Source organism: Fibrobacter sp. UWH6 (genome assembly GCF_900142465.1).
Taxonomy (GTDB): Bacteria; Fibrobacterota; Fibrobacteria; order Fibrobacterales; family Fibrobacteraceae; genus Fibrobacter.
Window position 1 is genome coordinate 1 of record NZ_FRAX01000006.1, and the last position, 14,882, is coordinate 14,882.

The following is a 14,882-nucleotide window of genomic DNA, read 5'->3' on the forward strand; positions in this document are numbered from 1 at the left end:
AGCTGGTCCATCATCTTGCGGAACAGGTCGCGGTCTTCAGCGATATCGATGGAATCGATGCTGGTACCGAGAATCTTCACGCCTTCGTCGCTGAGTGCGCGGGCGATGTTCAGCGGAGTCTGGCCACCGAACTGCACGATAACGCCAGCGGGCTGTTCCTTCTTGTAAATCTGGAGAACGTCTTCGAGGGTAACCGGTTCGAAGTACAGCTTGTCGCTGGTATCGTAGTCGGTAGAAACGGTTTCCGGGTTGCAGTTCACCATGATGGTTTCGTAACCCATTTCGCGGAGAGCCATTGCAGCGTGGCAGCAGCAATAGTCGAATTCGATACCCTGGCCGATTCTGTTCGGGCCACCGCCGAGGATCATGATCTTCTTCGGGTTGTTGGTGGCGGTAGATTCGTCCTTGCAGTTGTAGGTAGAATAGTAGTAGTACTGGTCCTTCACGCCGCTAACAGGCACTGCGCACCAGCCTTCAACCATGCCAAGTTCGATACGCTTTGCACGAACGTCCTTTTCACGGATGCCGAGGATCTTTGCGATGTACTTGTCGCCGAAGCCGTCCTTCTTGGCCTGGATCAGGAGTTCGTCAGAAGGCATGCGACCCGGAGTCTTGAGCATCTTTTCTTCAAGTTCAACCAGTTCGCGCATCTGCTGCACGAAGTAAGCCTTTTCGTAAGTAGCTGCGAAAACTTCTTCGTCGGTTGCACCCTTACGGATGGCTTCGTACATCTGGAAGTGACGTTCAGAGGAAGCGGTCTTCATCATGTCGAGAAGTTCTTCCTTGGTCTTCTTGTTAAAGTCCTTAGCAAAGCCAAGACCTGCACGGCCATTTTCCAGACCGCGGATTGCCTTCTGGAGGGTTTCCTTATAGGTCTTACCGATTGCCATGACTTCGCCCACAGCCTTCATCTGGGTGCCGAGGCAATCGTCAACGCCGCGGAACTTTTCGAATGCCCAGCGAGCAAACTTCAGCACCACATAGTCGCCACTCGGGGTGTACTTTTCGAGGGTGCCGTCGCGCCAGTAGTCCATCTGGTCCAGAGTCATGCCAGCAGCCAGCTTTGCAGAAACGAGAGCGATGGGGAAACCGGTTGCCTTGGAAGCAAGAGCGGAGGAGCGAGAGGTACGGGGGTTGATTTCGATGATCACCACGCGGCCAGTCTTCGGGTCGTGTGCGAACTGAACGTTGGTACCGCCGATCACGCCGATAGCTTCAACAATCTTGAAAGCGTCGGTCTTCAGCTTTTCTTCAAGCTTCTTGTCGATGGTGAGGAACGGGGCTGCGCAGAAGGAGTCGCCAGTATGAACGCCCACCGGGTCAATGTTTTCGATGAAGCAGATAGCGATCATCTGGTTCTTGGAGTCGCGAACCACTTCCACTTCCAGTTCTTCCCAGCCGAGAATGGATTCTTCGATGAGGCACTGGTGAGTCATGGAAAGTTCAAGACCGTTACCGCAAATGGTACGGAGTTCTTCGACGTTGTAGCAGAAGCCGCCACCTGCACCACCCATGGTGTATGCCGGACGAACTACAACAGGGTAGCCGATTTCAGCAACGATCTTTTCGGCTTCTTCAACAGAGTGGCAAATGCCGGAGCGCGGGGTGTCGATGCCCAGCTGCTGCATGGTAGCCTTGAAGATTTCACGGTCTTCGCCGCGTTCGATAGCGTCCAGGTTCACGCCGATCACCTTCACGCCGTACTTGTCCAGAATGCCGGCCTTGTTCAGGGCAGAAGACAGATTCAAGCCAGTCTGACCGCCGAGGTTCGGGAGCAATGCCTGGGGACGTTCCTTGGCAATGATCTGTTCCAAGCGTTCGAGATTCAGCGGTTCGATGTAAGTGGCGTCGGCCATGACCGGGTCGGTCATGATGGTTGCCGGGTTAGAGTTCACCAGCACGATCTTGTAACCCTGTTCGCGCAGAGCCTTACAGGCCTGGGTGCCAGAGTAGTCGAATTCGCAAGCCTGGCCAATGACGATAGGACCAGAGCCGATGATGAGAACCTTATCGATACCTTCGATCTTCATTTTTTATCTCCGTTTGATTTAACTAATAAATGCCGGATCCTTCGCTCCGCTCAGGATGACGCGGTGGGAGCCGATCAAGATGACACGGGGCGGGGATAAATAAAACGCCGAACTAACAAGTCCGGCACTAATAAAATCAACAGTCTTGGAAATAATGGAAATAGCAACGGCGGAACAATGAATGGCGGAAGCAGCACCGTGGGTGCCAGTTCGCTTCATCATCTTTACATTTTTTGCCATTTTAGCCAATCGTTTATTTCACAAGGGTTAAACTTGTATAAATATAGCTTTAATTACAAAAAATGAAAGGCCTTTTTGGAATATGGGGACATCAAAAAGGTACCGCAGACTTGGGGGGTAAACCTGCGGTATTTTTACGTTATTGGCGTAACTTATTGAATGTCAGTGTGTTACGTGCGTTCGTCCGCGGCCTTCAGCAAGTTCAGGAACAGCGGGGCCGGATGAATCAGGGAAGACTTCAGTTCAGGGTGGCACTGGCAAGCCATGAAGTAGGGGTGGTCTGTCAGTTCCATGATCTGCATGATGTCTTCGCCGGAAGCCTTTCCTGAGAAGATAAGCTTCTGCGGGTTTGCGCCAGTGGGGTCGCCCTGTTCAATCTGCTGAACATACTGCGGGTTCACTTCGTAGCGGTGGCGGAAACGTTCGCGGGCGACGTTGGAACCATAAATTTCTTGAGCCTTGCTGCCTTCCTTGATCAGGATGTCGTGACCGCCCAGACGCATGGTGGCTCCCATATCCTTGATATGTTCCTGGCCGGGCAGGTAGGCGATAACCGGATGTTCCACGTGGTAGGTGTCGCTTTCCATTTCCACGGTGCCGGCTCCCTTCATGCCGCAGACGTGGCGTGCAAATTCCACCACGGAAAGCTGCATGCCGTAGCAAATGCCCAGGAAGGGAATCTTGTTTTCGCGGACATATTGGATGACCATGATCTTGCCTTCGATACCGCGGCTGCCGAAGCCACCGGGAACGATAACGGCGTCGACGCCTTTCAATGCGGATTCTACGGAAACGGCACCTGTTTCAATCTTTTCTGTGTCCACCCAGCGGATGTCTGCGCGCAGGTCCAGGTGAGCGGAAGCGTGACGGATGGATTCCACCACAGAAGCGTAGGAATCTTCCAGAGCCATGTACTTACCGCAGATGGCGACCGTCAAAGTCTTGCGGGGCGTTACGGAATTGCGCTTCAGGGATTCCACCAGCTTGCTCCACTGATCCAGTTTGGGCGGGGCGTAAATGTTCAGGCGCTTGGCGAGAATTTCGGGAATGCCTTCGGCGTCATAAACCAGCGGACATTCGTAAACGTGCTGTACGTCCACACCAGAAATCACGTGGTCTGCAGGCAGGTTGCAGAACAGACCGATCTTTTCTTTCAGATGGGGCTTGATATATTCTTCGCAACGGCCGATAACGATTTCCGGATAGATACCCAGGCGGTTCAAGTCATGGACGGACATCTGGGTGGGCTTGGACTTCTGTTCGTTAACGCCAGAAGGAATAGGCACGTAAGTCAGGTGTACGAACATGGCGTTGGTGCGGCCCACGTCGTGGCTCAGCTGACGGGCGGCTTCGATGTAGAACTGATTTTCCAAGTCACCGACGGTACCGCCGATTTCAATCAAGAGAACGTCTGCCTTTTCCTGGTCGGCGATGCGGTAGAACTGTTCCTTGATCAGATCGGTAACGTGGGGGATGAACTGGACGGTATGTCCCAGGTAATCGCCGCGACGTTCCTTGTCGAGAATCATCTTGAAGATGCGGCCCATGGTGAGGCTCCAGTCCTTCTTGGCGGTCACGTTCAAAAAGCGTTCGTAGTGGCCGAAGTCCATATCGCACTCGCCACCGTCGTCCAACACGAAAACTTCGCCGTGTTCGGTGGGGTTCATGGTACCCGGGTCTGTATTCAGGTAGCCGTCACATTTTACGGGAACCACCTTCATTCTAGCAGAAAGCAGCGCCCCGATGGACGCTGCCGCTACCCCTTTGCCAAGTCCGGAGATGACACCCCCGGTCACGATAATGAATTTCGTCTTTCCGTTGTAATTGTACTGCAATGCCATAATAAAACCTTTTTCGTGTGCTGTTCTAGGCCCAGCATCACGTCCCTTGTGTTTACACTTTGTGTAATTTCAACGCCTATATACGCAATAAGTGTGCCAAGGAAGAGTAACTGCATATTTTGGGGTTTAAAGCAGGAATTGTAAAAGCTTGACTTTACAAAAAATGAAAAATTAAGTCTGTGTTTTACAGTTTTTGTATAATAATGACTGGTGGTATAATCCCCCGTTTGCAAGTCAAAACGGTCCTGTTTTGGAAAGCTGGTTTTCGAGGGTGTTGAGAATTGGTGTTGTGCTCGTACTGCGTGTATATGGCACTTGTTTATACGTCTGCTATACCTTAGTGAGCGGTAATTTTTCCGTAATGATTTTGTAATGCAAATTATTTTTGAAATCTTACGTTATATGTTTAATTTTTGATAAATTACCTTTCTGCGCTAGTTTGTATAAGCGCAGGAGATGTTAATGATGAACAATAAGATGATTACGGCTTTGGTCCTGGCAGGTGGTGTTGCCTCCTGGGCCCAGCTGCTTTACGAAAAACCTGTTGACGAAAAGGTTGATCGCGTTTCTTTGGAACGTCCTTCCCGCATGGGAGAGAGCGTGAAGAAATTCGTGGATACCCAGAAGGCTTCTAAAAAGGTTAAGAAGGTTTCTGTGAAATCTGACCTTTTGGGCCGCAGCCGCAATAGCACGCTCACTTATGAAGTCGACGTGGCTTCTCAGCAGAAAATGAAGGTTTTGGTCAACGATGTCATGGTTGAACATGCCAGCCTTGAAACTGAATCGGGTTCTTTTGATTACAGCGCCTCTGCCGATTCCAAGAACTACGAACTGAACGGCGTAAAAATGTCCGAATCGCAGTTCCAGAAAAAGGCTGACAACAGTCGCAAGAAACTTCGCAAGAACAGAAGGAAGTTTAAGGCCCCTCGTGTAGAGTACATGACTGCAAGTGAAATTGAACAGGAAATTTCTTCGAACGAGAACGTTTATGTTTCCGAATATAAAGGCGTGAAGTATGATGGTCTCGATTTTGGCGAAGACACCTATCTGGAAGACTTCTATATCCGCACTAAGTCTGGTATTGATACTTACGCCTGGAATAAGGGCTACTATGGCCAGGGTGTGGGTATTTACTATAGCGAAGGTGGTTGCGTTCCCGATAACTATGTAAACCACAATTACTTTACGCAGATGAATAACTGCCCCAACGGCGTTTCTAGCCATGCAATTGGTGTGGCCCGTGTTCTGCAGTCTTCTACCGGCGAATCTCACATTTATGGATCTGCTGAGGTTATTTATCCCGAGGATCCCGATAAGTATCCTGTACCTATTTATATCGGTTCCCAGTCTTGGGGCTATGTGTACGATTACCCCTATTATTGCTCCGCTGACGCCATCATGGATAACTACATCTATGAATATGGTGTAGCCCAGTTCGTTGCTGCAGGAAACGATTACCGCTATTCCTATGTGTCGACTCCTGCAAGATCTATGAATGCTGTGGCTGTTGGAGCCGTTTCTCCCATCGATTACAAGTACATGGTCTATTCTTCCTCTAGAAATGGATATGCCCATAATGATAAGCCTGAAGTGGCCAACTTTACCAACTTCTATTTCCGCAGGGATCTTCATTACAGTGACGAGAATGGATCTTACAATGGCCGATTCAATGGAACCAGTGCTGCAACCCCTTATACGGCAGGCATGGCTGCACTCCTGTTGTCTAAGTACCCGTCTTTGAAATGGCATCCTGAAATGCTGAAGGCGGTAATGTTGGTGGGAAGTACTCGTGATGTGGGCAATACGGACTATGATTATGATGGCATCGGAACATTCAAGGCTGGCATTCCCATGCTTGACAGGCTGACTACTTCTCCCTTGTTCAAGAATCGGTACTGGTATGGTGCGAACAACACCAATTTTGACAAAAATGGAAGAATCAGTTTTACTGAATCTAATATTCAGAAGGGCAAGCGTTACCGTGCCGCTATTTCATGGCTGTCTTCGGGTGAGTACGTGATGAATAATCAGAGACTCCCTCAGGATATTGACCTGGTGATCAGGCAGAATGGGACAATCATCGCTTCGTCTGCTTCGTCGTACAATCCCTTTGAGTTGGTTGATTTTGTTGCTCCCAACTCTGGCGAAATCGAGGTGGTCATTACCCGCTATAGAAACAGCTCTGCATCCGAAAACGTGAAGCTTGGCTTTAGCATTCTGCAGGTGGACTAAACCCCCTCCTAAAACCACCATCTGCTGATGCGAAAAATCCTCAGTCCGAAAGGGCTGAGGATTACTTTTTTTTGAAAGATTTCTGAGTTGTATGGACCCGAAAATGTTAGGGCTCGTCTGCGAATGGGTCGGGAATGTCGAAGTACTGATCGGTTTCCTTGCTTTCGACGCAGCGTACGGGTGTCCAGATTTCTCGATCCTGACTGATGATGCTTGCCTTGTCGGAATCGTTTTGCAGAAGGAGAACAGTTAACTCGTGGTTGTCTTCGTAATCGCTAGAAAGAATGACTCCCTTTATTCCCTGGTCGTAATAACGTGTGCGGAATTCCTTGGCGTCGTGGTCGTAATGGTAGGGGTCTGCCAAACCTGTGGCGAACATGGAAAATCCCAGGAGGTCTGTGGCGGGGGAGGCATTGTCGTCGGGTGTCCAGCTGGTTGTTGCCTTCAGGTTCATTCCGGCCTGATTTGCGCCGCCGGCGATTTCAATCAATTCGGCGAAGTCGTTCTTGTTGGGCAAACGCCAACCTTTGGGGCAGATGCCGCGAATGGCACCCTGGGCCTCGCAGTAGTTGTCGGTGCCGCATCTTCTTCCGTTGGAACTGAAGACGGCCGAAGAGTCCATGGCCGTGCCCAGAGAGTAGAAACGTCCGAATTTAGCGCAATTCTCTTCGTCATTGTTGGGACAGGAGTTGCCGTAATTGTCGTTGAAATTGTAATTCAGGTTCTGGGCCATCCAGTTGGTGGTCCCGATTTTAACCGTCTTGTACGTCTGATTATCGCGGGTATCGATCAAGACGCCTGTTTCAAAAGGCTGTTCGCTGGAAGAGCTGATGTCTTCGCTGGAAGAAGAAATTTCTTCGCTAGAAGATGAAATGTCTTCGCTGGAGGAAGATTCCGGTTCGTCAGAGGAACTGGAAGTTTCTTCGGAAGAACTGGAAACCTTTTCTGAAGAACTGGATTTTTCTTTAGAAGAACTGGAAGTGTCCTTGGAAGAGCTGGACGAGGGCTGATCTTTGCTTGTGGAGGACTGAATTTCGCTGGTGCTGGAGGCGGGATCGTCTTCCGGGCTGGTGGAATCGTTACCGCAGGCGCATAACGTGAGCGCGATTGCCGAAGCAACCAATTTGAAGATTTTCTTGTTCATTTTAACTCCTAATAAGTTCAAAATAAATATAACAAGAGTTTATATGTTGATTGCTTTTGGGGATGTTAAAAAAAGAAAACGCGAATCTTTCGATCCGCGCCTTCATTATGAGGTTCGATTTTTAATGGTGCGTGCAGTTTCGCTCGCGCTGTTCATTAGTAAATAAAGTGACATTGGGCCACCCACCTTCGACGGGTGGCCATGCTTTTTATCTTAATAGATAAAAAGCATTTCACGATACTTGGGCAGCGGCCACTGTTCATCGGAGATGATGCCTTCCAGCTTGTCCACAACCTTGCGGAGGGAGACCATAGCTTCCAGCTTCAGCTGATGCTTGCCGGCGATAGCCTTTTCCATGACGGCGATTTCTTCGACGAGAGCCTTGTAGCCTTCGGCCAGTTCCTTAGCGTAGGAATCGACGGAAACCAGACCCTGGTTGATTGCCATTTCGTTCACCTTCAGGGCTTCGGAGTAAGCCTTCACGACCTGCGGGAGGACGATGCTCTTGGCCATGTCGTAAGCGACCTTGGCTTCGATGTCGACGCGCTTGTGGTAGTCTTCCAGGTTGACTTCGTAGCGGGATTCAAGTTCCACCTTGTTGAACACGCCGTACTTCTTGAAGAGAGCAACGTTTTCCTTCTTGGTGAGAGCGGAAAGTGCTTCCATGGTGGTACGGATGTTGGGGAGACCGCGCTTTTCTGCTTCAGCAACCCATTCGTCGGTGTAGCCGTTACCGTTGAAGATAACGCGCTTGTGTTCCTTGATGATGGACTGCAGGAGCTTCTGGAGTTCCTTGTGGAAGTTGGCCTTGGAGACCTTTTCCATCTTGTCGGCGATCATGTCGAATGCTTCGGCAACGATGGTGTTCAGGATAACGTTGGGTTCAGAGCAGGACTGGCTAGAACCCGGTGCACGGAATTCGAACTTGTTGCCAGTGAATGCGAACGGGGAAGTACGGTTACGGTCGGTAGCGTCGCGGGGGAGCGGCGGCAGGATGTCGGAACCGAGCTTCATGGCACCGCCCTGCTTGCTGGACTTGGGTTCACCCTTTTCCAGCTGTTCGACGACGTCAGCAAGCTGGTCGCCGAGGTACATGGAGATGATTGCCGGAGGAGCTTCGTTAGCACCGAGACGATGGTCGTTGCCTGCGCCAGAAACGGACATTCTCAGCAAGTCGGCGTGGGTGTCAACTGCATAGACAACAGCGCAGAGGGTGGTGAGGAAGATTGCGTTCTGGTGAGGATCCTTACCCGGGTTCAAGAGGTTGGTCTTACCGTAGTTCACGGACCAGTTGTTGTGCTTACCGGAACCGTTGATGCCTGCAAACGGCTTTTCGTGGAGGAGGCAAACAAGGCCGTTGCGATCAGCGACGTTACGGAGCACTTCCATAATCTGCATGTTGTGGTCGCAAGCCAGGTTCACTTCTTCGAACATGGGTGCAAGTTCGAACTGGGCAGGAGCCACTTCGTTATGACGGGTCTTAGCCGGAATGCCAAGCTTCCACAGTTCGTCTTCAACTTCGTTCATGAAGTTCAAGATGCGAGCCGGGATAGAACCGAAGTAGTGGTCTTCCATCTGCTGGTGCTTAGCGGAAGCAGCACCGAAGAGGGTGCGGCCAGCCTGGTAAAGGTCCGGGCGCTGGAGGTAGAACTTCTTGTCTACCAGGAAGTATTCCTGTTCTGCACCGAGAGTAACGGTGACCTTCTGCTTTTCAACGCCGAAGAGACCCATGAGACGGTCGGCAGACTTCTGGAGGGCCTGGATAGAGCGGAGAAGCGGAGTCTTCTTATCGAGAGCTTCGCCAGTGTAAGAGCAGAATGCGGTAGGAATGCAAAGAGTTGCACCGTTACCGTGACGCTTGATGAAAGCGGGAGAAGTCGGATCCCAAGCGGTGTAGCCACGAGCTTCGAAAGTGGAACGGATGCCGCCGGAGGGGAAGGAGGATGCGTCCGGTTCACCAACGATCAGGTTCTTGCCGGAGAAAGCCATGATAGCCTTGTCGCCTTCCGGTTCCAGGAAGGAGTCGTGCTTTTCTGCGGTAGAGCCGGTGAGGGGCTGGAACCAGTGAGTAAAGTGAGTTGCGCCGCGGTCCATTGCCCACTTCTTCATGGCGTGAGCCACTTCGCCAGCGATGCTGGGGTCAAGTGCTACGCCATTTTCGATGGTAGCGAAAAGCTTCTTGCAAACATCCTTGGGGAGGTATGCCTTCATGGCTTCGGAGTTGAATACGTCCTCGCCGTAAAAGTCAACGTTTGCCGGGCTTGCAGCCATGATGCCTGCTGCCGGTGCTTCTGCAATTTCGGTAATTGCATTCATTCTATACTGGTTGCTCATAATGAACTCCTATTTGTTTTGTTTTCGGCGTCCATTATGCAAAAGCCGTGCCAACTTTTACGGATTTGGAAAAAGTGGCGGAAATAGCTTGTTTTTAGGATATATAAGATAGTACGGGTACTTTATGAACTAAGGAATCGTTTAGAGCTTTTGATTCGTGTCTTTACAGAAAATGAAATAAACTGTGCCGTGAAAGGGGGTGCTCTAGGTTCTCTGGTATGGGGCGGGACTTTCGACCCGCTCTTTTTCTTGTTGGTCGTTTTGCGTTTACTGCCGTTTTTGATCAAATTTAGAAGATTTTTACATTCTACGTAAAATTAAATCGTGTTTTTACAAAATGCGTAATCGCTTTTGGGGTGGAATTAAAGCGAAAAGGACTGCAAACCTTTTTATTTCATTAAAAAATTAAAGGTTTTTCCAAAAATGTAAAGATTTTCAATTTTTGTTCGTTTCTTGTGTGGGATTTAAAAATTTTGGCACGCATTTTGCAATAAAGCCGCGGAAAAAATAAAACACAAGGAATAATACAATGAAAGCTCAAGCTCTTTATAATCCGGCTAACGAACATGACGCCTGCGGCGTGGGTCTCGTAGCCAATATCAACAATGTGGCATCGCACCAGATTGTGCTTCAGGGCATTACTGTTCTGAAGCGTTTGATGCATCGTGGTGCGGCTGGTGGCGACCCGGAAACGGGTGATGGCGCTGGCCTTTTGCTTTCTATGCCCCACAAGTTCTTCAAGAAGATCTACAGCGACCTTCCTGAAAAGTACGGTGTGGCCATGGTTTTTGTAGACAACTCCGTTGCCGCTGATTCCTACGACGAAAAGATTAAGGAACTTGCTGCAGCCGAAGGTTGCCCTGTCCTCCATGTTCGTGAAGTTCCGGTAGACCCCAACGCTATTGGTCGTACCGCTCGCGAAACTCTTCCCCATATCCGTCAGTACATTTTCGATGCTTCCAAGCCGGAAAATGCTGAAATCAAGCTCTTTGTGCTGCGCCGTCAGATTGAAAAGGCCTGCGAAAGCCTGTACATCTGCTCCTGCTCCAGCAAGACTATCGTTTATAAGGGTCTTCTCCTTGCTATTCAGATCGAAGCCTTCTATAAGGATCTGAATGACGTTGATTTCGAAAGCCCCATCGCTCTCGTTCATCAGCGCTACTCCACCAATACTTTCCCCACCTGGCCTCTGGCTCATCCGTTCCGCTACCTGGCTCACAACGGTGAAATCAATACCCTCCGCGGTAACTTGAACAGCCTGAAGGCTCGTGAACCCCACCTGAAGAGCGAACGCATTGGCGACGATCTCCAGAAGTGCTTGCCGCTGATTGCCGGCGGCCAGAGTGACTCCGCTAGCCTCGATAACATGTTTGAATTGCTGGTGGCTGCAGGCCGTAGCCTCCCGCATGCCATCCTCATGATGATGCCGCAGGCTTGGGGTGCTAAGCATTATATGGGCCGCGACGTCCGTGGCTTCTTCGAATATGAATCCATGCTCATGGAACCGTGGGATGGTCCTGCTGCAGTCGCATTCTCTGACGGTGTAAACGCAGGTGCAATCCTGGACCGTAACGGTCTTCGTCCCGCACGTTATACCCTCTGCAAGGATGGCCTCTTCGTGATGGCTTCTGAAACTGGCGTTCTCGATATTAACGATGACGAAGTAGAAGAAAAGGGCCGTCTGAAACCCGGTGAAATTATCTACCTGGATATCGAAAACCATCGTATCTTGAAGAATGCCGAAATGAAGGCCTTTGTTGCTCGTAGCAAGCCCTACCGTCGTTGGGTTGCTGAAAACAAGATGAGCGTCCGTGGCCTCTTCAGCGAAATTAATCCGTCTGACGTACCTGATGATTTGCTGATCCAGCAGAAGCGTTTCGGCTACTCTGCCGAAGATCTGAGTGTCATTTTGCAGCCCATGGCCAAGAATGGTCAGGAACCTATCGGTTCTATGGGTAACGACGCTGCTCTGGCTGTCCTTTCCGATAAGCCCCAGCCCCTGTTCAACTACTTCAAGCAGCTCTTCGCTCAGGTCACCAATCCGCCTATCGACCCGATCCGTGAAGAACTGGTCATGAGTCTTACCACTTACATCGGTAACCATGGTAACATTCTGGAAGAAACTCCGGAACAGGCTCACCTCATTAAGATTCCTCGTCCCATTGTTACTGAAGACGAAATCAAGCACTTCGAAAACATTGGCGATAAGAGCTTCAAGGCCAAGGTGCTCAAGATGCAGTTCCCCATGGGTGGTAACGGCGAAGTTCTTGAAGCAGCCTTGCAGAACCTGGCTGGCGACGCTGTCCGCGCTGTTCAGGAAGGTTTCAACATTATCGTTCTTTCTGATAAGAACGTGGATTGGGGCTATGTTCCCATGCCGTCTCTCCTGGCAACCGCAGCTGTAAACCGTACCTTGGTTGAAGCAGGTGTCCGTCCGGAAATCGGTTTGATCGTCCAGTCCGGTGAAGTTCGCGAAGTCATGCATTTCGCTTTGCTCCTGGGTTACGGCGCAACCGTCATCAACCCGTATCTGGCATTCCAGAGCATCACCAACATGTGCCACACCGGCGAACTGGATGTGGGTCCTGTCACCGCCGCTGCCAACTACGTGAAGGCTGTGGACAAGGGTCTTCTGAAGATCATGTCCAAGATGGGTATCTCAACTCTCCGTAGCTACCGTAGCGCACAGATCTTCGAAGCTGTTGGTCTGAACCACGAAATTATCGAAAAATTCCTCCCGGGTACTGCAAGCCGCATCGAAGGTATCGGTCTTGCTGAAATCGCCCAGGAAGTGGAACAGCGCAACAACATTTCCCTGAAGGACGCTAGCCCGATCCTGAAGGAAGGTGGTCAGTACAAGTTCCGCAAGGATGGCGAAATGCACTTGTGGACCCCCCAGTCTCTGGGCGCATTCCGTCAGGCTGTTCAGCTGGGTGACTACTCCAAGTTCAAGACTTACTCCAAGCTCGTTGACGATCAGTCACAGCGCTTGGCAACTCTCCGCGGTCTCTTCAAGTTCAAGGAAACTACTCCCATCGATATCTCCGAAGTGGAATCCCGCGAATCCATCATCAAGCACTTTGTTGCTGGCGCAATGAGCCTTGGTTCCTTGAGCCCGGAAGCTCATGAAGCTATCGCTATTGCTATGAACCGTAACGGTGCCATGAGCAACTGCGGTGAAGGTGGTGAAGATCCGGATCGCGATACTCCGGCTCCCAACGGCGATATCCGTAGCAGCGCTATCCGTCAGATCGCTTCTGGTCGTTTCGGTGTGACCATCGATTACCTCCGCAAGGCAAAGGATTTGCAGATCAAGATGGCTCAGGGTGCAAAGCCCGGTGAAGGTGGCCAGCTGCCTGCTCACAAGGTGAACGAATTTGTGGCTCGCATCCGTCACTCCATCCCGAATGTGTCCCTCATTTCTCCTCCGCCGCATCACGATATTTACTCTATCGAAGACTTGGCTCAGTTGATCTATGACCTCCGTAACTCCAACCCCAAGGCTCGCGTTTCCGTGAAGTTGGTTTCTGAAGTGGGTGTGGGTACGGTTGCTGCAGGTGTTGCCAAGGCTCATGCTGACGTGGTCCTTATCTCCGGCCACGATGGCGGTACCGGTGCATCTCCGCTGACTTCTATCAAGCATGCCGGTCTTCCCTGGGAATTGGGTATTGCCGAAGCAGAACAGACTCTCGTTCTTAACGACCTCCGCGGCCGCGTGAAGCTCCAGGTGGATGGTCAGTTGAAGACTGGTCGTGACGTTGTGATCGCAGCCCTCCTCGGTGCAGAAGAATTCGGTTTCGCTACCAACCTGTTGGCAAGCCTTGGCTGTATTATGGACCGTAAGTGCCATACCAACCAGTGCCCCATGGGTCTCGCAACTCAGGATCCGGAACTCCGTAAGCACTTCAAGGGCAAGCCGGAATACGTTGAAAACTTCCTGTTCTTCATCGCTGACGAAGTTCGTGAAATTCTCGCAAGCCTTGGCCTCAAGAGCTTGGATGAAGCCTGCGGTCGTAACGATCTCCTTGACATGAATTCTGCAATCGAATTCTACAAGGCAAAGAAGCTGGACTTCAGCAAGATCTTCGCTTCTGTGGATGCCGGTAACGGTAAGGAACAGATCAAGAAGCATGACCCGAACTTCGTTCCTGAAGAACTGGTGAACTTCGACCGTCGCGAACTCCTGCCTTTCGTACAGGATACCCTGAAGACCGGCAAGCCGGTAGAAATTTCCGCCATGATCCACAACGTGGACCGTACCGTGGGTACTGAACTTTCTGGTGAAGTGGCTGAACACTTTGGTGCAAAGGGCCTGCCGGAAGATACCATCAAGGTTCACCTGCAGGGTGTGGCTGGCCAGAGCTTTGGCGCCTTCCTCGCACCGGGTGTAACCCTCGATATCGAAGGTGAAGTCAACGACTTTATGGGCAAGGGCCTTAGCGGTGGTAAGATCATCGTTCGCCCGTCCAAGAACGCAACCTTCAAGGCTGAAGACAACGTTATCGCCGGTAACGTGATCGGCTACGGTGGTACTAGCGGTAAGGTGTTCATCAATGGTCTTGCTGGCGAACGCTTTGGTATCCGTAACTCCGGTATGCTTCTCGTTACCGAAGGCGTGGGTGACCATGGTTGCGAATACATGACTGGTGGCCGCGTGGTTGTGCTGGGTCGTGTAGGCGTGAACTTCGCAGCAGGTATGACTGGTGGCTTCGCTTACGTCTATGACGAAACCGGTCACTTCGACTTGAGCTGCAACGTGGATTCCGTTGACTTGGAAAGCGTTCTCCCGGGTACCGAAAGCGAAACCGAATTGCTGGACATCATCCGTCAGCATGTGGAAGCTACCGGCTCTGAAAAGGGTAAGCGCATTCTCGAAGACTGGAACAACTCTCGTCCGAAGTTCGTGAAGGTCTTCCCGGTGGAATACCGCAACGCTCTGGCCAAGTTGTAGTTTAAAGCTTATAGGATAAAGTTTAAAGGTTGAAGGAGTTTCTTTAACCTTTAAACTTTCCGCTTTACGCTAAATAGAACTTTCCGCTTTACACTACTTTAACCTTTAAC

Annotated in this window: 7 protein-coding genes; 2 read left to right on the forward strand and 5 right to left on the reverse strand. The window is 50.8% G+C overall.

Annotated elements, in window-relative coordinates:
* From carB to pyrG, 3 genes are all read right to left on the reverse strand, one after another.
* Positions 1-2,030: carbamoyl-phosphate synthase large subunit (gene carB, locus BUB73_RS06940; RefSeq protein ID WP_073284677.1), on the reverse strand; the 2,030-nt coding region annotated here is incomplete at its 3' end.
* Between the two features lie 18 nt (positions 2,031-2,048).
* Positions 2,049-2,270, reverse strand: coding sequence for a hypothetical protein (locus tag BUB73_RS06945; protein ID WP_073284680.1), 222 nt, complete (start codon positions 2,268-2,270; stop codon positions 2,049-2,051).
* A 170-nt stretch (positions 2,271-2,440) separates the two neighbouring features.
* Entirely contained in the window at positions 2,441-4,111 is a 1,671-nt protein-coding gene (pyrG, locus tag BUB73_RS06950; protein ID WP_073156558.1) for a glutamine hydrolyzing CTP synthase, read from the reverse strand.
* Positions 4,112-4,573: 462 nt separating this feature from the next.
* Between pyrG and BUB73_RS06955 the strand changes: the two genes are divergently transcribed.
* Entirely contained in the window at positions 4,574-6,343 is a 1,770-nt protein-coding gene (locus BUB73_RS06955; RefSeq protein WP_073284683.1) for a S8 family serine peptidase, read from the forward strand.
* A 106-nt stretch (positions 6,344-6,449) separates the two neighbouring features.
* On the opposite strand, the gene BUB73_RS06960 is transcribed toward BUB73_RS06955, so the two are convergent.
* Together BUB73_RS06960 and BUB73_RS06965 are read right to left on the reverse strand one after the other, a co-directional pair.
* A complete protein-coding gene (locus tag BUB73_RS06960) occupies positions 6,450-7,487 on the reverse strand; it encodes an FISUMP domain-containing protein (RefSeq protein WP_073156564.1) in 1,038 nt (345 codons plus the stop codon).
* A 213-nt stretch (positions 7,488-7,700) separates the two neighbouring features.
* On the reverse strand, positions 7,701-9,758 hold the full coding sequence (locus BUB73_RS06965; protein ID WP_073284818.1) for a glutamine synthetase III family protein: 2,058 nt from the start codon (positions 9,756-9,758) through the stop codon (positions 7,701-7,703).
* A 592-nt stretch (positions 9,759-10,350) separates the two neighbouring features.
* On the opposite strand from BUB73_RS06965, the gene gltB reads away from it, so the two are divergent.
* A complete protein-coding gene (gene gltB, locus BUB73_RS06970) occupies positions 10,351-14,772 on the forward strand; it encodes a glutamate synthase large subunit (protein WP_073233820.1) in 4,422 nt (1,473 codons plus the stop codon).
* Positions 14,773-14,882 lie beyond the last annotated feature (110 nt).